The sequence below is a fragment of the Prevotella communis genome (assembly GCF_022024115.1).
Taxonomy (GTDB): Bacteria; Bacteroidota; Bacteroidia; order Bacteroidales; family Bacteroidaceae; genus Prevotella; species Prevotella communis.
The window spans coordinates 117653-139625 of the sequence record NZ_CP091792.1 but is presented as its reverse complement, the minus strand read 5'-3'; the positions used below and the strand labels follow the sequence as shown (position 1 = coordinate 139625).

Genomic DNA, 21973 nt, shown 5'->3' with positions numbered 1-21973 from the left:
AATTGTTACTCATCGAAGCCGCCGCCTCCGCCGCCAAAGGTATTCTCCTCATCGTTGCCACCCTGGCCGTCTTCACGATCGCGGTCGGTCTTCTTTCTTGTCATATTTCCAAAGTTCCACGTCAACTGCAGGTTGATACGTGGGTCGCGCCAGTTTTTCTGATGGCGCCAGAATGTTGGACCCTCGGTATAGTTCTCAAACTGACGCGTATTGAACACGTCGCGCCAGTTGAGCGCCAAAGCAAAGGTCTTGTTCAGGAATGTCTTACGCAGACCCAGATCGAGCGAACCATTAGCCTTGCGGTGTCCCTGCGTAATCACTGAGCGGGAACGGTAGTTGCCCGTAGCCTGCACAGAAATGCTATAAGGCAGGATAACAGAAGCCAACACACGGGCATCCCATGCAAAGTTCTCGTTGCCCTCGCCTGTCACGGTCTGACCCTCCACAACAGTAGAGAAACCGTCCAACTTGTAATAGTAGGCATTCAGCGTGGTGGTGAGGTCGAGAATGCGGAAGAACTTGTCCTTCAGGATCACCTCGGCACCGGCGCTTTGACTCTTAGCCACGTTGAGGTTGGTCATGTACATCACGTTCTGTCCCTCATAGAGGCCCTGATAGCGGATGCGCTGCATCACGTCGGTAGTAGGACGATAGTAGGTACCTACAGACAACGTATGGGCAGCCCATGTCTTCAGGTAGTTCAGCGAGAAGGCATTGGTGAACTCAGGTGTCAGCTCGGGGTTACCGAACTCAATCATCGAGGCATCACGCGTATTCTTGAACGAGTTGAGCTGTCCGCCCCAGGGACGACGCAGACGACGGGTTACGTTCAACTGGATCTGTGATGTAGGTGTCAGTTCGTAGTTCAGGAAGAGCGAGGGGAACAGCTGGAAATAGTCCTTCTTAAAAGGTGTCTCCGTCTGATAATTGTCGATACTCCTCGTATCCACCTTCCAATATTCACCACGCAGGCCAGCCATCACACCCAACTTACCGAACTTCATGTTGGTTGTGGCATAGAGGGCATGGATATCACTGTCGTAGATGAAGCGGTTGTAGAAGAAAGGATCCTCCTGCAAACGCCCATCTGCAGGTGAGAGTCGCTCGGCCTGTCCTACACTGGCATACTCAAAACTGCTCTGCGGCGTATTCTCATGCGAGAAACGTCCTTCGTAGCCTGCCTCAATCTTAAAGTTCTCATTAATCTGGTTCTCATAGTCAAGACGAGCCTCCCAGTGGCGGTTGTTCATATCCATTGGGCGATACTGATAGCTATAGGAGCTCAGCGAAGTTAATAACGACGTGGTATCGTTGAGGTATTCATTGGAGCCGTCACCATTCCATTTATTAAACTCCACCATAGCATCCAACTTGTGCGTGCCACTCTCGTTGAACTTGTGTGTGTATGACAGTTCCACATTATACATATGGTGATCACCATCGCCCCAAGTCTGACGGCGCAGCTTGCGATCGGCCACCTTAGAACCGTCGGCACCAAATGTACCATATTCGTAAGTGGTCAGGTTGTCGTTAGAGTGGTTGCCCTGCATCGTCATACCACCCAGCGACAAATCATCGTTATCACTCAGATGGAAAGTCAGTCCGGCACGTGCAAAGAGTCCGCCGCCATTATTATTGTTCTCGCCCTCACTGAACTGATAGCTGCTGAAAGGAGAACTCGCGCTGGTACGATAGCGCTGATCGCTCATATTGCCGCCATCACCCTTACGTTTACGATAGCCAATATTGGCATAGGCATCCACCCACTTGGAGGAATAGTTGATGTTACCACCCACGTTCCAGCCTTTCTGGTTGTTCACACCCGTCTGGACAGAGCCATAATAGCCGGCACGACGGTCGCGCTTCAGAATGATATTGATAATACCGGCAGTTCCCTCAGGTGAATATTTAGCACTGGGGTTGTCGATAACTTCGATACGCTCAATGCTCTCGGCTGGTATCTGCTGCAGGATCTCGGCACGGTTGTCGCTGGTCAGTCCGCTGCTCTTACCATTGATCCACACCTCCACACTGGAGTTGCCACGCAGAGAAATCTCACCATCGGTGGTCACCTCTACCGAAGGTATATTCTCCAACAGGTCACTGACACTACCACCAGCAGCTGCCAGCACCTCGTCAACGGTGAAGGTTTTACGATCTACCTCGAGCTTCATCTGTGAACGCTGACCAGTGACCTGCACCTCCTTCAGCATTTTCTGATCTTCCGCCAGGTAGATAGCGTTATAATGAATATTGCGTTTCTCGGGAGTCACCTGAAAACGACGCACAGCCGACTTATAGCCCATCAAGGTGATCTCAAGTGTATAGGCACCATCTTTAAGACCCTGTATATTGAACTGGCCTTTCACATCGGTCATACCGCCACCTGCCAATTTCCCGTCAGCACCCGTTACACGCACAGTTACAAACTGCAGTACTTCATCGTTCTGCTTATCCAGAACCTTACCACGAACAACGCCCTGTGCCCACATACCTAATGAGCACACTAACAGCGCAGATACCAAAAACAATCTATTCATAAACCAGTTTAGTTATCGCATATAGAAATACATGAAAGCAGCAAAAGCAAGTATCAGATACGTGCATCCCTTCCAAATCTTACCAAATACATAGCAGCAGACAATCAGGAAAACTACCATCATGATATCTGAGAACCTGATATGGAAAGGCTGATAGTCCAGCATCTCCTCCGAATAGAGCATCTCACCATCGTCGCCTCTGCGACCTAAGGGCAGGTCATCCCTACCCTCTTCCTGGGCCCATAATTGCAGTCGAATAGCCCAGAGACAAATAATGGTGTAAAGTCTTAACAGGTTCTGATACATTAATTTATATTCAATTTTGCGTGCAAAATTACAAAAAAAGAATGTAAAAACTGCACTATTATAGGTATTTCTTTTGCATTTCGTTTGTTTTTTCGTATCTTTGCGGCCAGATTATTCCTAAAATACACAAAATCAGAGATGGCTTATACACGTATCACAGCAGCCGAGGCTGCAGCATTGATTAAAAACGGAGAGAACATTGCCATGAGTGGTTTCACACCCGCTGGTGTGGCCAAGGCAACGACAAAGGAGTTGGCCAAGCTTGCCGTCAAAGAGCACGAAGCAGGTCGCGAGTTCAAGGTTGGTATCTTTACTGGTGCCTCAACAGGTCAGAGCACCGATGGTGACATGGCCAATGCACAGGCTATCAAGTATCGTGCCCCCTACACTACCAACCCAGATTTCCGTAAGCACGTCAACCTGGGTGAGATTCCGTATAACGACCTGCATCTGAGCCACATGGCACAGGAGTTGCGCTATGGTTTCTATGGTGATCTGGACTGGGCTATCCTTGAAGTGTGTGACATCGAAGAGGTGGGCAACGACTATCATGTCTATCTGACTGCCGCTGGTGGTATCAGTCCCACTGCAGCCCGCCTGGCCAAGCACGTCATTCTGGAATTAAATAGTTTCCACAACCCCAATGCCAAGTTCATCCACGACGTGTATGAACCCCTTGATCCCCCTTACCGCAAGCCCATCATGATTGAGAAGGTGAGCGACCGTATTGGTGTGCCCTACGTGTCTATCCCCAAGGACAAGGTAGTAGGTGTCGTAGAATGTAACATCCCCGACGAGGCCCGTGCTTTCAAGGACAGCGACCCCGTGACAGAGAAGATCGGTTTCCTCACCGCTGAGTTCCTCGTAGAGGAGATGCACAAGGGACGTATCCCCAAGGAGTTCCTGCCCCTGCAGAGCGGTGTAGGTTCTACTGCCAACGCGATCCTGGGTGCACTGGGCGAAGACAAGCACGTGCCCGATTTCAATATCTATACCGAGGTGATTCAGAACTCAGTCATTGAGATGATGCTCAATGGCCGTGTAAAGGATGCATCTGCCTGCTCGCTCACCGTGTCTAACGACTGTCTGATGCAGGTTTACGACAATATGGACTACATGAAGAATCACCTGACGCTGCGTCAGAGCGAGATTTCCAACTCACCCGAGGTGATCCGCCGACTGGGCGTTATCGCTATTAACACCGCCATCGAGGCCGACCTCTACGGTAACGTGAACTCTACGCATATCAGTGGTGTGAAGATGATGAACGGTATCGGTGGCTCGGGCGACTTCATCCGCAATGCCTACCTCAGTATCTTCACCTGTCCTTCTACCGCCAAGGGTGGCGTCATCTCAAGTATCGTACCCTTCGTGAGTCACCAGGACTCTTCAGAGCACGATGTGAACATCATCGTTACCGAACAGGGTGTTGCCGACCTGCGTGGAAAGAGCCCTGCCCAGCGCGCTGAGTGCATTATTGAGAACTGTGCCCACCCCGACTACAAGCAGCTGTTGTGGGACTACCTGAAGATTTCCAAGATGGGACAGACACGTCACAACCTGACCGCCGCCTTCGCCATGCACGACACCCTGGCTCGTAAGGGCGACATGCACCTGACGGACTTCGCAGAATATGTGAAATAAGCAATATATAGCAATAAAAAAGGCATCCTCACGGGATGCCTTTTTTATTGTTAATAGTTTCATTTACAAGGGATAGTCCTCGAAAGCATAAAGTACCGTACTCAAATAGCGCTCACCGGTATCAGGCAGCAGTACTACGATCTTCTTGCCCTTGTTTTCAGGACGCTTAGCCACCTGGATAGCGGCATAGAGGGCAGCACCTGCAGAGATACCAACCAGCAAGCCTTCCTGCTGAGCAATCTCACGACCAGTACGGATAGCATCATCGTTCTCTACATCGAACACCTCGTCGATGACGTCAGAGTCGTAGGTCTTGGGGATAAAGCCGGCACCAATACCCTGAATCTTATGAGGACCACTCTGGCCACCGTTCAGCACAGGACTTGACTTTGGCTCTACGGCGATGACCTGGATGTTGGGGTTCTGCTCCTTCAGGAACTTACCTGTACCGCTGATAGTACCGCCAGTACCCACACCACCGATGAAGATATCCACCTGTCCGTCAGTATCGCGCCAGATCTCAGGACCCGTTGTAGCATAGTGCTTAGCGGGGTTGGCAGCGTTTTCAAACTGCTGCAGGATTACTGCACCAGGGATAGAGTCGCGCAATTCCTCGGCAGCGCGGATGGCACCAGGCATGCCGTCCTTTCCAGAGGTGAGACGAACCTCAGCACCATAGGCCTTCACGAGGTTACGACGCTCCACACTCATGGTCTCGGGCATGGTAAGGATAAGGTGGTAGCCCTTGACGGCTGATACCAGTGCCAGTCCTACGCCCGTATTTCCGCTGGTGGGTTCGATGATGGTGGCACCGGGCTTCAAGATGCCCTTAGCCTCTGCATCCTCAATCATCGCCAGTGCGATACGATCCTTCACGCTACCGCCAGGATTAAAGAACTCTACTTTGGCAATAACAGGAGTCTCCAGACCCTTTGCCTGTGAATACTTGTTGAGCTCCAGAAGTGGGGTGTTGCCGACGAGCTCAGTCAGCTGTTTTGCAATTTTACTCATAACCTTATCCTTTTAAAATAAAAAATATTCTCGTTATTACGTTATGTCGATATATCGTTATCACAACTTATTGTCCGACGGTGCAAAGTTACGGCGTTTTTTCCAACCCCACAATACCTCTAGCATGTTATTTACATACCACATTTATGGTATTTTACTGAAAATCACGGTCTACCATCGCTGAAACGCACGAATCAGACCATACATTTTCGGCCGTTTCAACCATATCGATGATGGTATAGATGGGCAGGATGATGCCTAATACGGCGACAGGCGCACCGATGCCCGACATCAGCGAAAGGGTCAGGAAGAAACAGCCCATCGGTACACCGGCATTTCCCACTGCTGAGACAACGCTGATCAGCAGCCAGAGGAGTATGGTGCCCAACGAGAGTTCGGTGCCATCCTGCTGCATCACGAACAACGAGGTAACCAGGATAAAGGCCGCACAACCATTCATATTGATAGTGGTACAGATAGGCAACACAAAACGGGCTACATTCTTTTTGATGCCAAGACGCTTTTCCGCCGTTTCCATCGTCACTGGCAGCGTGGCCGCACTACTCTTCGTGAAGAGCGCCATCAGCACGGCAGGCATCATTTTTCCTAAGACGTGAACAGGATTCAGTCCTTTTGCCAACAGGAATAATGGCAGTACCACAAAGAACTGGATGACGTTGCCGCCCAACACCACCAGCACGTATTTGCCGATGGAATCGGCCACGACACCCGCACTGACCTGTGCCGACAACTGTGCCGAGAATGCCACAATACCCAACGGGAGCGTCCAGATGAGCCAGCGGATGAGCAGGAAGAGCAGATCCTGCAAGCCAAGCAAGCCCTTGACGACTACCGCTTTGTTTTCAGAGTCGGGTAGTTTTGACAGGCCAATACCAACGGCGAAGGCCAACAATAGCAGCGACAGGACATTACCTTCGAGGAAAGGACGGACGATGTTGTTGGGAATGACCGAGAGAAGGTGGTCGGCATAAGAAGCAGTACCCGACGCAGAAGCCTCGGGAACGGTGGCACCACTAAGAGCCTCTAAGGGCAGTAAGCCAGGGGCTACGATAACGTAGAGCGCAGCACCAACGGCAGCAGCAGCGAAGGTGGTCAATAACGTGTAAGTCAGCGTATGGCCAAATATCTTACCAGAACCATTCGAGCCGAAGGTGGCAAAAGTAGTGATAACAGCCAGCACGATGGTAGGTACCGCCAGCAGCTGGAACAGACGGGTATAGACAGTAGCCACAAAGTTCATCACCTCATCGAGCCATGCGATGCCCAACAGTCCTAATATAGCACCCACAACGAGTGCTGCAATCCAAATAATAGTTCTTTTCATACTTATATTTCAAACGAAAGATTTACGTATATATTGCGTCCCTTCTGAGGAATATGGCACCAGTCGGCATAGGTAGCATAGTACTTATCGAAGAGGTTCTCGACGCCGGCACGGAGTGTGAATTGATATAATTGATAATTAGCTGAGAGATTCACGATGGTCCAGGCAGCCGTTTCTGTCTCTCCATACTTTTTGCCGTACTTTGCCTGTCGGGTGTGACCTTTTACCTCGGTCTGAAGACTCAGGGAGCCTGTGGTATAGCTCAGGCGCGACTGATAGGTGAACGGTGCGATGAGTGGGAGGTTATCGCCCTCATCATCGCGGCCCATGCTGTAGGTACCCTTTGCGCTCCAGCGGAATCCCTTGACGGGACGCCATTCGGCTGTGAGTGAAACATTGGCTATCGTGGCATGGTCAATATTCCCATAGACCTTCACACCCTCGGCACCGACAGTCATCGCACTCAGGCGGTTCTCAAACTGTCCGATGATATAGTTCGAGAAGAAGAAGGCGTTGGCATCAAGTCCAACTGAGAGTTGAGAGCGGAGAGTTGAGAGTTGATAGCTGCCGTTCACCTCTATCGCACTCTCATTCTTCAGGCGCGGGTTGCCGATGTAGTCGTACTGATCGAACGTGTTGTTCAGATAGTAGCCGTAGGCCTCCGTCACCGTGGGGGCACGACTGCCCCAACCGGCACCAATACTCAATTTAGAATTGACAATGGATAATTGATAATTGGCGGCGATGCGTCCCGTTGTCTGGTGATACTGCTGCTTCATGCCAGGGAAGAACACACCCAATGCTTTGTAGCCCTCCTCATTGTTCAGCCTTTGGTGCTGCCACGAGAGTTTACCTGAGAGGTGGAGTGAAGACACATCGCTCAAACTGATATCATCTGACAGGGCTGCCCCCACATTCATCGTCCCCACGTCTGGCCAGGTGACCATATACATCGGTGCAGCACCACCGGGGTACATCGTCATATCAGCAAACAGACGGTTATAATAGCCGTCAAGGTTCAGTTGTGCCTGATGACGTCCGTATGTTCCTGTGAGTAAAGAATAGACACCTGCCGTCCAACTCTCGCCTGGCATATCCATGTGGATTTCCACATTGGGACGCGTCGTATCGTCCATCACGTGGGTGATATGATTGTAGTAGCCCTTCGTCTCCCACGACTCCAGACCCGAATCCCCAAACAGATGCTTGTAAGCCAGGGATGTGATAAAAGCCTCGGCCTTCGACACGTCCATGTTGAGCGCAGGATAACCCACGTCTGAAGCACGGTCGTAGATGAAAGTGGTCTCAATGGCATCATTCGCTGCTACCCGGTAGCCACCATTCACAAAGGCATTCACCTTCTGGAACTTAGAGAAGTCCACCTTCCTGTTGCCACCCGCCTTGTAGTTGTCGGCCCGACGAAAGAAAGCCCCTCCGTTGACATACAATCTCTGAGAGGAGTGCGACGCGTCAGTGCCATATACCTGCACATGACCGTTTGTCTCATAGCCTACTTGCGTACTCAGTCGGAAGGCATCGGCCCCAAACCCCACCTTTCGCAGTTTCAGGTCAAGCGCGCCACCGATATTTCCCGTTGCCTGAGGGTTACCATTAAGTCCCGAATTCAGACTGATGCTCTGCAGGTTGCCACTCTCCACATAACTGGTCACAGGGTCCATCTTGTCTGTGCAGGCATAGAAAATCTTCATGCCGTCGATGGTTGTGCTGAGACGCTCCGTCTGCATATTATTCACGGTGGGCTCCCAGGCATACGAGCCACGGCGCACCAGTTCCACATGGTTCAGTTCCTGCAGGTGCTCGTCGATAGTAGCCACCTGCCCTTTTATAGAACGTTTACCGCCCTCTTTGTGTGAAACAATCACCACCTCGTCCAAATCATGCGACGAGGTGGTAATAGTATCATTTTGAAGTCCTATAATCAATAAAATCAATCCTATCATAGCGTAACGTCCCAATAAAGTGTACTTAGCTCTTCACCGCCTGCCACGATATTTCCATCGGCATCCTTCACTGTGAGGTGAATGCGCCAGAGGCCCGTCATGGTCAGGTTGATAGTACCTGAATAACTGCCGTCGGCCTGCTTCGTGAGCGACGTATTGTTGGGCGAGGTGTGGTTGCCCATGTCAGGCATACGTGGGTCGATGTCGATGGTGAAGGTTTCCTCAGCTATCTGATAAGGCACGGTAGCCTTGGCGCTCTTCTTAGACACGTAGGCCGTGATGGTGTTGGTGCCGGTCTTGAAGTCGAGGGGGTTCACCAGCGAGAGGTAATATGTGGCGTCGTCCACCTTGAATGACTTCAGCCAGGTCTGTCCGTCGGGCAGGGCGTTGACTACCACATCCTTCTTCTCGATGCCACCCTTGCTGCCCAGCACCAGTGCGTCGTACGACAACGTCCACGAACCAGCCTCGCTGGTATTCATCACAAACGACACCCATGTGCGCTTCACAGCCAGGTAACCGTCGTTAAAGCTGGCGGCATCAGGACCTACAGGCGTGCTGTGGTACATATCCATCTTCACCATGTGCATCAGCGGGGTGATGTTGGTTATATCAAAGTTCTTGATGTAGTTGCCCGTAGCCTTCTTGGTAGCCACGAAGAAAATCTCGTTGTAACCATTGTGGAAGCTGCCTGTCGTGGTGTAGGCAAACACGTTGTACTTACCATCGATCTCCGTTGACAACTCCGGCACAATCTTCACTGTCTGCAGGAACTTATACACCTGCAGCGCCTCCTCGGCCGAGCAGCAGTCGATATCATCCGTTATCGTGATACCAGGAATCTCAATACCTGCCTGTACACCATCATCATTGCTATTGCAGGCTGTCAGCGCTGCAACGGCCAGAACCAGAAACAATCCTTTTACTTTTTTCATAATCCTTACCCTTAAATGATTAATACTACATATTATGTCTAATTGACACTGCAAAGTTACGGCGAAATCCTTATACACACAATCCCACGATTAAGGCATTTGCATACCACGAAAGAGGTATTTGACACAAAAAGAATAGGACTGACATATGCCAGTCCTATCTTTTTTAAAGGAAGAGATGACTAATTAATAGCCAGGGTTCTGGGCGATACCGAGGTCCTCACCGCTCAGGCCTGTGGGGATAGGCTGACGGTAGTGCTTACCACGGATATTGTTGTACTTAGCACGCAAGTGGTTGTGCACCTTGGTGAAGTAAGCCTCCTGGTCGGCAGTGTAGGTATTGCCGAGCGAAGTCTTCCAGTCGTCAGCGAAGTGCTTGTAGTTCTTCACCAGCTTCACACTTGCGATAAGATCCTTCCAGCGGTAGCTGTTGAGCACAGAGAACTGTTCGTAGGTGAACTCATAGTCCCACTCGCGCTTAATCTCAGCGAAGGTAGGAGCGCTGACCTCAGCGATGCCGGCACGACGACGGAGTTGGTTGAAGGGCTCAGCAGCCTCAGAGTTGCGACCCAGCTGAACGAGTGCCTCAGCCTTGATGAGCAATACCTCAGCATAACGGATCTCGATGCGGTCAACCGAGTTCTTGGTGATCTCGAGGTTCTCAGAGTTCTCATAGCTCTGATCGACACCCTTACCATTGATAGGCGTGTAGACAGGCGAGTAGTAGTGATAGGTCTTGCCATCTTCAGGGTTCTTGATCTCGACGAAGTAGGTTTCGGCCAGACGCTTGTCGTTGGGCTGCTCAGCCTTCCAGTCGTCGTAGAGATTATCATCGGCCACCTCGGTGTGGTTCTGCGTATAGCCATTGCCGTATTCACCATTCTGGAATGGGAAGGTCCAAGAGCAGTGCGTCTGGTGGTTACCCTGAGCATCTACCTTGTCACCATCATGAGCGATCGTAAACAGGTGCTCGTTGGTGCCGCGCTTGTTGCTCTCGTAGTCACGACCGTAGAGCTTTGTGTAGTCGGGATCGAGCTTCAGCAGACCGCTGGCGATGACCTTGTTGGCATACTCCACAGCCTTCTCCAGACGACTGTCGGTCTTCGTGAACTGCGGGTCGGCCTGACCATTGGCGATAGCCTCTACCTCAGCAGCCGACAGAGGATTGTCGCCCCATACGAGGTAAGCGCGGGCCAGCAGAGCCTCAGCAGCCTGTTTTGAAGGCACGCGGGGGTCACCATCATAGTTCTTGAGCAATGACTCAGCATCAGTCAGGTCGCTGACGATCTGTGCAAACACCTCGTCGATACTCTTACGGTCAGTGGTGCTGCCACCCTTCTCTGTGAACACAGGCACCTCACCCCACAACTGGGTCAGTTTCAGATAAGCCAGGGCGCGCAGGAACTTAGCCTTACCCACAGCAGCATTGTAGCCTGCCTGACTGACCTTCCCCGCCTTGAGCGAGTTCTCGATGGTGGTGATGGCCTCGTTGTCCTGAGCGATACCAAGGAACAGGTGGTTGAAGATCTTCACCTGATACCAGGTTGTGGGATCCTGTTCGAAACGACTGTTCACAGGACCAGCCTCACTCTCCTCACCCTCGAAAGAGATCAGTTTGTTACTGTTCAGCTCGATGATAAATGAGAAAGACGAGCTGAGGGGTTGCCAGTGACTGTATACACCATTGACAAGCGACAGGGCGCTGGCATCGTCGGCCACGACATTCTCGTCGGTCACCTGATTATTATTACCACTGTTGTCATCATCGCTACTTGAGCATGATACAAAACCAAATGAAAGGGTTGTTGCCAAAGCGGCACCGAGTAAAATTCTAGCTTTCTTCATACTGAAATCTCCTTTTTACCTTTAATTAATACTCTATGAATTATAATGATATGTTTATTCCGAACACAAAACTGCGTGATGAGGGGTATGCACCTGAGTCGGTACCACTGGCCACCTCCGGATCGTAGCCCTTGTAGGGACTGATAGTCAGGAGGTTAGAGGCGGTGGCATAGATGCGCACACTTTGAATCTTGACGCTCGGATCCTGGAACTTGAAACGATAACCTACAGTCAGGTTCCTGAGTTTCAGGTAGCTGGCGCTCTGCACGTAGCGACTGTCGATATAGCCGATGGGACGGGCGTTTGATGCCAGAGGCAGACTATTGCCGCCACGCTCGGCCGTCCATGAGTCCTTGACGGTGCTGAGCACGTTGTACGAGTCGTTGGTCAGTTCCAGGCGACGACCCAGGGCGTTGTACACCTCATTACCATAGCTGCCGGCAAACGATGCAGAGAAATCGAGGTTGCGCCAACTCAGTTGGGTAGAGAAACCATAGACGATGTCGGGCTGGATGCTGCCGAGTATCACACGGTCATTGCCATCGATGCGGTTGTTGCCGTCGGTATCAGCGTATTTCAGGTCACCAGGCTTCGGTGTCAGTCCGTTGACAGTAGGCAACTGGCTCACATCCTCATCCTGCTGTACGATACCAATGAACTGCAGTCCGTAGAAGGAACCAAGCGCCTCACCCTTGCGCAGGATCTGCTGGTTATCGCTGCCCTGAATCACATTGTTCGTGGTACCCATGTCGGTAATCTCATTCTTGTTGTAGGCGATGTTGGCCGAAGCCGTCCAAGAGAGACCTTTTCTCTGAAGAAGCGTACCATTGACCGCCAGTTCCACACCCTTGTTGACCACATTACCCACGTTCTGCAACTGGGTGGTGACGCCAGAAGAAAAGCCCATGGGAACCACCAGCAGCAGGTCGCTGGTCTTCTTGTAGTAAGCGTCGAACACCACACTGACGCGATCCTTCCACAGACCGAGGTCGACACCCAGGTTATAGCTGGCCGTTGTCTCCCACTTCAACTTATCATTGGCCGTATTCTGCTTCGAGTAGCTGCTGCTGCCACCATAGGAACCCGTGGCGTAGCTGGTGCTGAAGGCATAGTCGCTAATCTCCTGATTACCCACCAGTCCGCCAGAGAGGCGCACCTTCAGATAGTCGATGCTGCGGATGCGGCGCAGGAAGCGCTCCTTGTCAACATTCCACGACAGACCCAGCGAGGGGAAGTAACCCCAGCGGTGGTTGGCCGCAAAGCGACTGCTATTGTCGGCACGGAAGGTAGCCGTGGCATTATAGCGGTCCAGCAGCGTGTAGTTCACACGGGCAATGATGCTGTTGAGCGTTGATTCCGAGATACCCGTCTGCGGGGTGTATATCTCTGCGCCATCACCCAGGTTGTACTGCTTCAGCGTCTCGTTTGTGAAGTGGTTGGTGCGGATGGCACTGTAGGTTGACTTCTGTGTCTGACGGGTATAGCCACCCAGGAGTTCCACGTGGTGCTGACCGAAGTTGCGCGTGTAGGTAGCCGTGTATTCCTGCTGCCATACATCCGTCTGCCGGTTGCCCGTACCGCCAATGCCCTGCGTGGCCAGTCCCAGTGAGGTATAGGCACCCGAGAAATAGTTCTGCGTGAGTTTCTCACTGTTCAGGCCCACAGAGGCTTTCAGCGTCAGGTCACCAATCTGATAAGTGGCCCAGATGTTACTCAAAAGGTAGTTGTTGATGTTCTCGGCCACGCTCTCGTTGAGGTCGTACACGGGGTTGGCAGCGTGGTCGCCAATAGCAAAGTAGGCATATTCATAAGGGTTCTTGAAGTTGTACGACCCGTCGGCATTATAGACGCTCACTACAGGGGGCATCAGCAGGGCATACACAAAACTGTTGGTGATGCCGGCCGAGAAGGGCGAAGAATTGAATACCTTCTCCTCTGTGGTGGTCAGTCCGTTCTGCTTCGAACGGCCGTAGGTGGCGTTGACACCGAAATGCACGCCCTCCTGCAGTTCCCATTCCACGTTGGTGTGGAAGTTGTAACGCTCAAAACCAGAGTTCAGGATAATGCCTTCCTGGTCGGTATAGTTGGCCGAGAAAGCATAGCGATTCTTCTCCGTACCGCCATTGATACTCAGTTCATGACTCTGCTGGATAGCCGTACGCAGCACCGCATCCTGCCAGTCGGTACCCTTACCGAGGGCTGCAATCTCAGCATCCGTATAACCTCCCTTATTACTAAAATAATCCTTCTGGTACTGTGCCCACTCCGAGGCGGTGAGCAGGTCGAGCTTCTTGGCCACGCTGCTCACGCCCAAAGTATAGTTGTAGTTCACGTGCGCCTTACCCTCGCCCAACTTACCTTTCTTGGTGGTGATGAGAATCACGCCGTTAGCACCGCGCGAGCCGTAGATGGCAGTAGCCGACACATCCTTCAAGACTTCGATACTCTCGATGTCGTTGGGGTTGATGGTGGCCAGGGGGTTCAGACTGCCCTCGATAGCACCGATACCCGTGGAGTTGTTGGCCGCATCCTTGAAATAGATAAAGCCATCGACCACATAGAGCGGTTCGTTGGACGCATTCACCGAGTTGCCGCCACGAATACGGATATGACTGTCAGCACCTGGCTGGCCACTGCTGGCCGTCACCGCCAGACCAGCCACCTGTCCGCCCAACGCCACATCGAGCGTGGGGGCTGTGGCCTTCTCGAAGATGTCGGCCTTGATGGTGGTCACGCTACCCGTCAGCTGGTTGCGCTTCTGCGTACCGTAACCCACCACGACGACCTCGTCCAACTTATTAGAATTATCAATGAGCGTTATCTCCACGGGCTCCTCGAAGTCGTACACATCCACATCCAGCGGACGGTAGCCCACATACTCTACCCTTAAAGTCAGCGGCGCCTCCTTCTTGGTCTGCAGACGGAATTTTCCGTCAACATCCGTCTGGACACCCTGTGCCTTTGCATTCTTCACAATCACCGAGGCACCAATCAGCGCCTCACCACTACGTGCATCCTTGATGCTGCCCGTTATCAGTCCCTGTGCAGCAATCAGCAGCGGACTGCCTGCAACGAGCAATGTGATAAAAAATCTCCTTACCATATCCTTACCTTTTTTATTTTTTACTTTTTTACCTTTTTACCTTTAATAGTCGGTTGCAAAGGTACGGCGATTCCGCTCCCCCTACAATCCCACAATCGCGGCATTCGCATACCACATAAAAGGTATATCTGCTAAAATCTCTTAATATCTCGGCAATATTGACCTCTGAATTGGAAATTTTCGTAACTTTGCCGTCGAATTGAAAAAGATAACTAGTAAACCAATATCATTATAAATATTCTTATGAAACGGACCTTTTACTTCCTTTCCCTTTTCCTTCTCCTGGCCATGCAGGCCGGGGCCTACAAGAAAGAGTCTATTGACATCCAAGTGAACAACAAGACAAGAAACATGGTGGTGTTCACCCCCAACTCATTGCCTGCCAAGTCGCCCCTGTTTATCGTGACCCATGGTATGAACCAGGATCCGGAGTACCAGTACGGCTCTGACAAGATGTACGAGATGATTGACACGGCCAAGTTTGTGATTACCTACCTGCGCAGCAATGGCAGCACATGGGATATTGGTGGCACCAGCGATCAGAACTTCGTTATCAAAGCCATTGATGAGATGGCTACTCGTTTTGACATCGACAGAGAACGCGTGTACTGGTCGGGATTCTCCATGGGATCGATGCTGATTCACCACTGCATCGCCAACATGCAGGACAAGATAGCTGCCTTTGCCCCCACGAGTGGTATCCAGTTCTCGGAATCACCCTGGAACAACTGCAAGAAGCCTGTCAACCTGCTGGAGTGCATTGCCTATGGCGACGATGTCTTTGGCTACGAGAAATACGGCATCCATGCCTATATAGAGAACTATGCCAAGCACGACAAGCACACCTCTTACTCCAAGACCACCGGCTATAAGCCCATCAGCAGCAGCTGGTATAATGGCGACCTGGAGAAATGGACTGGCGGCGCCAATGGCGGTGAGGTGTGGCTCTACTCTTATAATAACGGTGGCCACTGGCCCATGGACCTGAACCGTCACCTGATCTGGAATTTCTGCAAGCGATTCTCGCTGAACATGCCATCGGTGAAGATCACGACGCCCTCCAACACAACGACCCATCTCTATATGTCCCCCAAGGACGAAGCCTCTTTCCCCGATATCAATGTGACCGCCACGGCGAAATCAGCAAAGAGCACTGTCAGCAAGGTGGTGTTCTATGACGGCAGCACCTTCCTTGACTCTCTGAAAGAGGCGCCCTATACTGTCACCATCAGGAATCCCAAGAACGGTAAGCACACCCTGCGTGCCGTGGCCTATGACGCGAATGGAAAGACGTCCGAGTCAACATGTCAGGTAAACTATGCCCAGGTTACAAGTTCCTATTCACTCATCCAGAATTTCAAGGTCGAGGGATGCGTGCCCCAGGACTGGTACGTAACCAACGGCAACGCCAAGCGCATCGGTGGCGGACTGCCTTATACCTCTGGCAACCGCATCCTGCACTTCACCAATTCCTCAAAAGGTTTTGAGTACGGACTGCTGGTCCAGAATACCATAGGCAAGGAGAAGAGCGCGTGGGCGAAGTTTGGCAACAAGAACGCCCGTTCCACGATGACGCTCTACGGCGGTCACTACCTCTTCAGATATAAGATATGCAACTGGAACCAACCCTCGTTCTCGCCTGTCACCATTGTCATTGAAGATACCGATGGTAACGAGATTGCTTCGCAGGTATATACACCAACAACCAATATAGGTAATAATACTGGCAACAAATTCACGGCCACGCTTCAGAACTTTGAGTTTGACATCCCCGAGACGGGCGACTACGTGCTGGCTATCTATGCCAACAGTGCCAAGAACTCAGACTTCGTGCTGGGTCAGGCCTACCTCCAGGCCAAGTCATTCCTGGCCACAGGCATCACCAACGTGACGAAGGACGAAAAAAGACACTCGTCAGACGCCTATGATCTAAGCGGCCGACGAGTGAAAAAAGAACTGCTGAAATCAGGTCTGTACATCATCAATGGACGTAAGACACTTGTGCACTGAGCTCCTTTTGATTAAGGTTAAGTAAGCCATATTGGTGATTATATTTTGTACCGTTTTCAAGTACCCATTGCAGAAAACGGCTCACTGCTTCGTCCGTACCGTTATAGGTGATAGCCACCTTCCCGACAGTCACCTCGGCAGGCTTTTCAGTCTCCAGGATGGTGAGCACCTCATCAAGCGAACCCTTGTCGCTGAAGCTGACTGCCACATCCTTCTTCAGGTCGAGTCCCACGAGCGAGAGGTCGCTCTTCAGACGACGGCTCTGCAGGTCAAAGATATTTGAAAGCGTATTAAACGATACGCCAAGGGGATCCTTCGCAATAGCGGTATTCAGGAAGAGGTCGTCGCCAGCGATGCGCTTGCCGCGGAAGTTCGTGCTCTCCTCACCGAAGTTGTGGGCAAACGAGCCAGCCACCGACGTAGCGTTGCTGCCGCTGTAGATGGTAATCGCCTCGAAAGCCTTGTTCCGCTTCACGTCCTCCTCGAAATCATCATTGAGGAAGAAGAGCTGCTTCAGTTTCTTCGCATTCAGATGTTTTCCTTCGAGCAGTCGTGCTGCCTCCGAACTGCGTGCAGTGATGGGCAGCACGGCTGTCTCTCCGATATATATCCAATGGCTAAAGAGATCCTGTGTCTTCTCCTGCTGGTCGGCAATAGCCACGCTCAGGTCGCTCTCGCCCTGTCCCTTCGCAATCTGGAACGTCACGCCAGGTTCCGTCTTGGCGTATTCCTCAATCCATTTCTCCACCAGCGGGCGTGCAAAGCGCGGGCTCTTAATCGTGCGTACACTATTTGTATGATTCTCCTCTGCCAGCACATTTCCGAGTCCCAGCGTCAGAATAGCTGCTATTGTCAATAATACTTTCTTCATACCTTTATCCTTTTAATAAGTTTGATGGTGCAAAGGTACGTCGGTTTTTACTCTCCCACAATCCCACGTGTGTGGCATTCGTATACCACAAACAGGGTATTTCATTAATTTTGTGGCAATTATCATGATTATTTGGAGAAAAAGCAGTAATTTTGCAGCCCAAAATAAGAACGATGGCAATAGATAGTGCAATATTCCGTAGAAGTGAGCTGCTGCTCGGTAATGAGGCGATGGACCGCATTGCCCAGAAGCGAGTGATTATCTTTGGCGTGGGCGGTGTAGGCTCATGGTGCGCAGAGAGTCTGGTGCGCAGTGGCATTCGCCAGTTGACGATCGTCGACTCCGACCGCGTGTGTATCACCAATATCAACCGCCAGCTGATGGCCACCACCAAGACCGTTGGTCAGGTGAAGGTTGAAGCATTGAAAGAGCGCCTGCTCAGCATCAACCCCAAGGCCGAGATTACCGCCCTGCAGAAAATCTTCTCGGAAGAGACTGCCGACAGTTTCCAGTTAGACACCTATGATTATATCATCGACGCCATTGACTCACTGAAGGATAAGGCCGCGCTGATTCTCCTGGCCTGCAAGACCAAAGCCAAACTGTTCTCATCGATGGGTGCCGCCCTGAAGCTCGACCCCACCCGCATCAAGGTCACCGAGTTCTGGAAGGTGCAAGGCGACCCCCTGGCACGCGCCCTGCGAAAGAAGTTCAAGTCGCAGAAGCAGTTCCCCAAGCGCAAGTTCCAGTGCGTGTATAGCGATGAACTGCTGGAGAACCGTGGTCATAATGCCACCTGCGGCACGGAGCAATGCATGTGTCCCAAAGCCCAGAATGGTCCAGGCGACCAGAGTCTCCTGAACCACGAATGGTGTTCATCGAAAGCACAGATTAATGGCACCCTGGCCCACATCACCGCTATCTTTGGCTTTATGCTGGCAGGATTAGTCGTCCAGGACGCCACAATGCAACCTACTTGATTGTGAGCCATACGGGCTCCCCACGATCCTTGGCTTCCACTATTTTCTGTTTGAGTTCATAGAGCCACTTGCGCGATTCCAGCAGGCGGCCCACCATCTGATTGCGCCCTACGAGGATACAGCCTGCGGTGTCGGCAGCACTATTGCCCATGTGGATGCGGATACCCTTGAACAGCCGGTTGAAATCGGGTCCGCCGAGCAGTACCGGGAGCCACATCTTAAATTTAGGACTCCACGTAATGACTACCGCGTAACGGCCTTCGGGGATGGCAAAGGGCTTCAGGCTCTCAGCCTTCTTAGGCGAACGGAGCACGGCCGATTGCGTCACTTGTGTTTTCATTTCTATCACAGGTGGTTCGAGCGTATCGCAAAAATTCAACACCTTCTCCCCTGCCAGATACTCATCATCTACTCGTTCTACGATTGCAAGACGTCCTATCGTATATGTCTTGCGTTTTGCTATGCGTGTTAATATCAGTTCCATATTCAGAATTTTAATGTTTAATGTTTAATGTTTAATCTTTAATGTGCTTAATGTCACAAAGTCAAATGTCACAAAGTTACATTCCCTTTCTTCCAATGCGTCTTGTCGGTCTTCTCAATCCAGTGGTCGCGATACCAGCGTGAGATGATTTTCCTGAGACCCGCCTCACTGCAGAAGCCGCGCTTCAGGGCCCGCAGGTCGTCCATCGTGAACGATGGTGGCAGCTGGTCGAAGACGGAGTGGTTACTACCATAGCGGATGCACTCGTCGCGGGCATCCACAAACTGACTCTCCAGTGCCTCGCCAAAGGCTTTCATCTGCTGGTCCAGACAATACTGAGCCATCATCACCGCGAACTTGATACAGTTTCGACTCTCCCCCTTCCCCTCCCTGTGAGGGAGGGGCGTAGATAGTTCTTTTACTTGAGTCTGACCACTCCCATCCCTCACAGGGAGGGGCTGGGGGTGGGTCTCCAACATATAGTAGATGACCCCGCAGCGGAAGCCGATGACCGCCGCACGCTTGCGATACGTATCCTTCACGTGGTCTATGTCCTTGGCAGCCTCTACGCGCTTCTCCTCTACCCAAGCCTCGATAGCCTTGCGGAGACGGGGCGTGTCTACGAGTCCTGAGAAGCTGCGCAGACGGCTGACGGCCTGCTGGATACGCGCCTCATCCTCGGCCGAACGCTTCTTGAATTTAGGCATCTTCGAGAACGACGCATCGGGCATCTCGGCCACGAGCACACGACTCGACAGGCCATTCTCCACGTTGTCGGCCTTGAAACATTTACGCAGCGCACCGTTGGTACCCAGCAGCGTCCAGTTGTAGGCCACATTCACCACACCGCTCTCTGCCGCGTCCGAGTTGTAATCCTGACCCCACTCACCATTGTCGAACGCCAGACGGTAGATGTCGTACTTCGACGACCACGAGCCGGCACCGTTGGTCTTACGCAGCGTATCCAGTTCCTCACCGAAGGAGAAAATCGTGTGTCCCTGCGCATTCTTGAATCGTTTCAGGAGCGTAGAGCACGAGACCGTGACGGGTACCACGCGAATCAATACGTGTGGGTCTTCAGGCGCTTTCTCATTGGCCTTCCTGCCTTTCTTGCGCTCCTTCCACTCCTCCTCACGCTTACGCGACAGAGCATCCTCTTCGTCGAGCTGACGCTTCCAGAGGTCCACGGCATTCTTCACCACCGACTTGTTCGACGCTTGTTCACCGCGGATAATCGACATCAGTCCCAACCGGTGCGTGTTGCCGTCGCAATACTCCACCGTCACCTGGTCGGCATAGGCCGCCGCGATAGGCATGATGCCGCAGAGCACGGGCATGTGCATCGAGACAGGCACACCCACCAATGATTCCTTTAGGCCGATGGGCAGTTTCGAGTGGAGAGTGTAGAGTTTAGAGTTTGCTTCCGCACTCCCATCAGCGGATTCATCAATGGCGGTAGTAAACTCTCCACTATCATCTCTAAACTCTAAACTATCAAGAATCCCCTGCATCACCTTCGAGACGCCCTTGGGCTCCTCCTTACAAGCCGAGTCAACGACCGATTTCAGTTCCGTGTCCGTGAGTCCAAACCTTGGCATCACCTGCATCAGCACCTCTTTTTTATTGTCGCAGATAGCGCGCAGGTTCACAGCCAGTTTGTGCAGCTTCACGTTGCGCTCGCCCTCAGCCGGCTCACCGTCGTTGCGTCGCCACCACTCGGCAATGATAGATGAATAAGGGATGCCTTTGAACTCCAGGCGGGGTAAATCAATGGGGACATGTTCATAATTCGGTCGCAGACCTGAATCAAGCAACCTGTCCACTTGATTCACTGCAAACAACTTTGGGTTGACATATTTGGTATGGTCCTCGGGCACCATATAGATGCATCTCGACACGTCCTTCACGGCGGCATCGGGCGCAAATCCCGTGGCCTCTTTCATCAGTTCCTGAGCCTCTTCAGGCGTCATCCCATCGGGCAATTCCACCAGCACATGCGTGCCACGACGCACCGATTCCTCAATGAGTAAGACAGGGAGGGCTATTCCCTTTTCACTTTGCAAAAGCCCAAGCTTTTGCATGATGTCCTCCGTATGCCCTTTCTCGTCAAAGTCCAACATCAGTCGGTTGAGCGGACGGACGGCATCGGCAATTGCCCTGTGGTTGTCCTTAAACTCCGCGCAATGAGGTGTCCACACCGGCAGGCGATGCTTCAACTCCTCCTCACCTTTCTCTATACGTGCGCACATCTGTGCCAGCCACGGCTGCTTTCTTAACGCCTCCCAGTCCTCCTTGGTGGCGGGTGTGCAAGGCGCACCGTGCCCCTTGCCAATGCATGTGAATTTCATGGTTCTGATTACTGCTGATTCCATACGGTTTCCTCCTTTCTACTCTGAATAAATCCTAAAATCTGCTCCTTCTCCTGACGGTATAGTGTCTCAATGATGTCACGTCCGTACTTCTTGGGGAATTTGAACGTCACGTAAACATACTCACGATCCAGTCGGCGACGTGGACCGCTTGGTGTTGCCTCAAACATAGGTCTTGTCATCTTCACGGCTCCGTGGGCTGTCTCGTAGAGCGTCTCGTGCAGCGGTCCCTTGCTTCCTATGTTATAGCGCTTCACGCTGGTACGTCCGTCGGCATCCACCTCGATGCCAGCACGGTACTTAATACGTCTTCCGTCGGTGACCGTTTTATCCGACTCCCAAGGGCAGGGATATACGTTGATATCGCCATTGGTCGTGAAGTTGATACTGCCGTCCATCTGGACGTTCTGAACTAAAAGTTGCTTCTTAAATGTAGGTTTCATTTGTTGGGTTGTTGCGAGTGAAGAAGCCTTTGGAAACGCTGGCCAGCTTTAACTCATGAGATTTCTTCAGCTCACTTCGCCCAGATTAATAAATTAGGTATGAATTATTTTTTGAGTTCATCACTC

General features: G+C 51.8%; 15 protein-coding genes. 3 read left to right on the top strand and 12 right to left on the bottom strand.

The genetic code is table 11. The features are described 5' to 3' along the window. Nucleotides 1–5: 5 nt before the first annotated feature. Nucleotides 6–2540, bottom strand: coding sequence for a TonB-dependent receptor (locus L6468_RS00535; RefSeq protein ID WP_237794176.1), 2535 nt, complete (start codon nt 2538–2540; stop codon nt 6–8). A gap of 12 nt (nt 2541–2552) precedes the next feature. Further along, nucleotides 2553–2846, bottom strand: a complete 294-nt coding sequence (locus tag L6468_RS00530) for a hypothetical protein (RefSeq protein ID WP_091853956.1) — start codon at nt 2844–2846, stop codon at nt 2553–2555. Nucleotides 2847–2984: 138 nt separating this feature from the next. Here L6468_RS00530 and L6468_RS00525 point away from each other — a divergent pair, with 138 nt between their 5' ends. Next, nucleotides 2985–4490 (top strand): butyryl-CoA:acetate CoA transferase, encoded by a 1506-nt coding sequence (locus tag L6468_RS00525; protein WP_237794168.1) that lies wholly within the window; start codon nt 2985–2987, stop codon nt 4488–4490. A 63-nt stretch (nt 4491–4553) separates the two neighbouring features. On the opposite strand, the gene cysK is transcribed toward L6468_RS00525, so the two are convergent. From cysK to L6468_RS00495, 6 genes are all read right to left on the bottom strand, one after another. Continuing rightward, nucleotides 4554–5501: a cysteine synthase A gene (cysK, locus tag L6468_RS00520; protein WP_091818100.1), complete on the bottom strand. Its 948-nt coding sequence runs from the start codon at nt 5499–5501 to the stop codon at nt 4554–4556. A gap of 154 nt (nt 5502–5655) precedes the next feature. Beyond that, a complete protein-coding gene (locus tag L6468_RS00515; protein ID WP_237794160.1) occupies nt 5656–6846 on the bottom strand; it encodes a dicarboxylate/amino acid:cation symporter in 1191 nt (396 codons plus the stop codon). Nucleotides 6847–6848: 2 nt separating this feature from the next. After that, nucleotides 6849–8807 carry a TonB-dependent receptor gene (locus L6468_RS00510; protein ID WP_237794158.1) on the bottom strand — a complete coding sequence of 653 codons (1959 nt, stop codon included), beginning with the start codon at nt 8805–8807 and terminating at the stop codon, nt 6849–6851. After that, nucleotides 8804–9742: a FixH family protein gene (locus L6468_RS00505; RefSeq protein ID WP_237794156.1), complete on the bottom strand. Its 939-nt coding sequence runs from the start codon at nt 9740–9742 to the stop codon at nt 8804–8806. The genes L6468_RS00510 and L6468_RS00505 overlap by 4 nt, the downstream gene beginning before the upstream one ends. Nucleotides 9743–9928: 186 nt before the next feature. Further along, on the bottom strand, nt 9929–11587 hold the full coding sequence (locus L6468_RS00500; RefSeq protein WP_237794154.1) for a RagB/SusD family nutrient uptake outer membrane protein: 1659 nt from the start codon (nt 11585–11587) through the stop codon (nt 9929–9931). Nucleotides 11588–11627: 40 nt separating this feature from the next. After that, nucleotides 11628–14690 (bottom strand): SusC/RagA family TonB-linked outer membrane protein, encoded by a 3063-nt coding sequence (locus L6468_RS00495; RefSeq protein WP_237794148.1) that lies wholly within the window; start codon nt 14688–14690, stop codon nt 11628–11630. Between the two features lie 243 nt (nt 14691–14933). On the opposite strand from L6468_RS00495, the gene L6468_RS00490 reads away from it, so the two are divergent. After that, nucleotides 14934–16700 carry an Ig-like domain-containing protein gene (locus L6468_RS00490; protein ID WP_237794146.1) on the top strand — a complete coding sequence of 589 codons (1767 nt, stop codon included), beginning with the start codon at nt 14934–14936 and terminating at the stop codon, nt 16698–16700. Here L6468_RS00490 and L6468_RS00485 read toward each other — a convergent pair. Continuing rightward, entirely contained in the window at nt 16672–17571 is a 900-nt protein-coding gene (locus L6468_RS00485) for a hypothetical protein (protein WP_237794139.1), read from the bottom strand. The genes L6468_RS00490 and L6468_RS00485 overlap by 29 nt on opposite strands. 173 nt (nt 17572–17744) lie before the next feature. On the opposite strand from L6468_RS00485, the gene L6468_RS00480 reads away from it, so the two are divergent. Further along, nucleotides 17745–18551, top strand: a complete 807-nt coding sequence (locus L6468_RS00480) for a tRNA threonylcarbamoyladenosine dehydratase (protein WP_237794137.1) — start codon at nt 17745–17747, stop codon at nt 18549–18551. On the opposite strand, the gene L6468_RS00475 is transcribed toward L6468_RS00480, so the two are convergent. The 3 genes from L6468_RS00475 to L6468_RS00465 all read right to left on the bottom strand — a co-directional run bounded on the left by L6468_RS00475 (nt 18544) and on the right by L6468_RS00465 (nt 21847). Further along, nucleotides 18544–19035, bottom strand: a complete 492-nt coding sequence (locus L6468_RS00475) for a DUF5675 family protein (RefSeq protein ID WP_091818222.1) — start codon at nt 19033–19035, stop codon at nt 18544–18546. The genes L6468_RS00480 and L6468_RS00475 overlap by 8 nt on opposite strands. Before the next feature lie 68 nt (nt 19036–19103). Beyond that, nucleotides 19104–21407, bottom strand: coding sequence for a DUF3987 domain-containing protein (locus tag L6468_RS00470; protein ID WP_237794135.1), 2304 nt, complete (start codon nt 21405–21407; stop codon nt 19104–19106). Further along, the gene (locus L6468_RS00465; protein ID WP_237794133.1) at nt 21392–21847 is read right to left on the bottom strand and encodes a hypothetical protein; all 456 of its coding nucleotides are present in this window, start codon (nt 21845–21847) and stop codon (nt 21392–21394) included. Before L6468_RS00465 ends, L6468_RS00470 begins: the two co-directional genes overlap by 16 nt. Nucleotides 21848–21973 lie beyond the last annotated feature (126 nt).

Bases quoted from the DNA above. Each gene is read 5' to 3' on its own strand.
- L6468_RS00485 (WP_237794139.1), bottom strand. From the start codon at position 17,571: ATGAAGAAAGTATTATTGACAATAGCAGCTATTCTGACGCTGGGACTC.
- L6468_RS00510 (WP_237794158.1), bottom strand. From the start codon at position 8,807: ATGATAGGATTGATTTTATTGATTATAGGACTTCAAAATGATACTATT.
- L6468_RS00530 (WP_091853956.1), bottom strand. From the start codon at position 2,846: ATGTATCAGAACCTGTTAAGACTTTACACCATTATTTGTCTCTGGGCT.
- L6468_RS00465 (WP_237794133.1), bottom strand. From the start codon at position 21,847: ATGAAACCTACATTTAAGAAGCAACTTTTAGTTCAGAACGTCCAGATG.
- cysK (WP_091818100.1), bottom strand. From the start codon at position 5,501: ATGAGTAAAATTGCAAAACAGCTGACTGAGCTCGTCGGCAACACCCCA.
- L6468_RS00495 (WP_237794148.1), bottom strand. From the start codon at position 14,690: ATGGTAAGGAGATTTTTTATCACATTGCTCGTTGCAGGCAGTCCGCTG.
- L6468_RS00500 (WP_237794154.1), bottom strand. From the start codon at position 11,587: ATGAAGAAAGCTAGAATTTTACTCGGTGCCGCTTTGGCAACAACCCTT.
- L6468_RS00505 (WP_237794156.1), bottom strand. From the start codon at position 9,742: ATGAAAAAAGTAAAAGGATTGTTTCTGGTTCTGGCCGTTGCAGCGCTG.
- L6468_RS00490 (WP_237794146.1), top strand. From the start codon at position 14,934: ATGAAACGGACCTTTTACTTCCTTTCCCTTTTCCTTCTCCTGGCCATG.
- L6468_RS00525 (WP_237794168.1), top strand. From the start codon at position 2,985: ATGGCTTATACACGTATCACAGCAGCCGAGGCTGCAGCATTGATTAAA.
- L6468_RS00470 (WP_237794135.1), bottom strand. From the start codon at position 21,407: ATGGAATCAGCAGTAATCAGAACCATGAAATTCACATGCATTGGCAAG.
- L6468_RS00515 (WP_237794160.1), bottom strand. From the start codon at position 6,846: ATGAAAAGAACTATTATTTGGATTGCAGCACTCGTTGTGGGTGCTATA.
- L6468_RS00475 (WP_091818222.1), bottom strand. From the start codon at position 19,035: ATGGAACTGATATTAACACGCATAGCAAAACGCAAGACATATACGATA.
- L6468_RS00480 (WP_237794137.1), top strand. From the start codon at position 17,745: ATGGCAATAGATAGTGCAATATTCCGTAGAAGTGAGCTGCTGCTCGGT.
- L6468_RS00535 (WP_237794176.1), bottom strand. From the start codon at position 2,540: ATGAATAGATTGTTTTTGGTATCTGCGCTGTTAGTGTGCTCATTAGGT.